General features: G+C 60.5%; 2 protein-coding genes. One reads left to right on the forward strand and one right to left on the reverse strand.

The window, feature by feature from the left end:
- Positions 1-220, reverse strand: a 220-nt coding sequence (locus AC1DY5_RS57135; RefSeq protein WP_478122959.1) for a hypothetical protein, incomplete at its 3' end; no start/stop codon positions are given.
- Positions 221-502: 282 nt separating this feature from the next.
- On the opposite strand from AC1DY5_RS57135, the gene AC1DY5_RS57140 reads away from it, so the two are divergent.
- Complete coding sequence (locus AC1DY5_RS57140; RefSeq protein WP_478122960.1) at positions 503-691, forward strand: hypothetical protein; 189 nt, start codon at positions 503-505, stop codon at positions 689-691.
- Positions 692-928: the final 237 nt, after the last annotated feature.

A 928-nucleotide genomic window follows, 5' to 3' on the forward strand; every position in this document is an offset into this window, starting at 1 on the left:
CGGCAGTCCAAAAGAGAACTTCACGGTGCGCCTTCAGCACGCGAAAGCGCACCCGATCGGCCGCGACGAGGCGGCCGCTGCAGCGCAGACCCTGCCAACTGCCCTGCCGGCACTTGACGGTGTAGACCGTGCGCTCGCCCTGCAGCGTGACCTTGTCGCTGATTAAGGCGACCCCGGCCGCGAACGCCGCACAAACAACAACGAAGGAAAAGATCCGCATCGGTACATTTTCACTTCGTCCCGCCGGTTTTTGCAGACACTGCTGTGCAAGCGACATAGATATGGTTGATATCGAAACCGCCTGGCAGCTTGACCGTCACCGATCAGGAGTAACCGCATGGAACGCGGGAAGCTGCACGTCGGAGGAGCCGTAATTCGCTGTTGGTGGAGCGCGCCACTGAGCAGAGCCTGACTKTCCCGCAACGCCGGRGGGCTGAAGGTGCGACACAGGGCGCCGATTGGCGGTCAAGCGCACAGTCGCACAATGAACCGAACCGAYGTCATGTTCGCCGTTGTCGAGAKGGCCGGGGYAGGGGGTGCGTTGCCTGCGACTGAGGCGATTTCGCACATCGCGGCCTTTATCGACCGCTTGGACAAGGCGAGCGAAAGCTACCAAACCGATCTCGAGGTGCTGCTGAGCATCGGAGCGACGATCTGGACGCTAGAAGTCGAGGCGGCCAGGCGGACGTGAAAAAGCCCGCCGAAGCGGGCAAGACCTTCTCGCAAGGTCGATGGAGGAGGGCTCACATCGTGGACCTCATTCCTGAACAAAGCCTGACGCCGCGTTGCACCAGGTCAGCCCCGATAGGTCCTCTATCATTTTTCGAGGTTCCACGGCGGTCCAGACTCAAGGGTGGGCGAACAGCGTTCAATGTCGTAGGATAAAAAACTTACGACGAAGGAACTATCAATGAGCACGCCGGCCGAC

Source organism: Variovorax sp. P4_D9, from assembly GCF_056401695.1.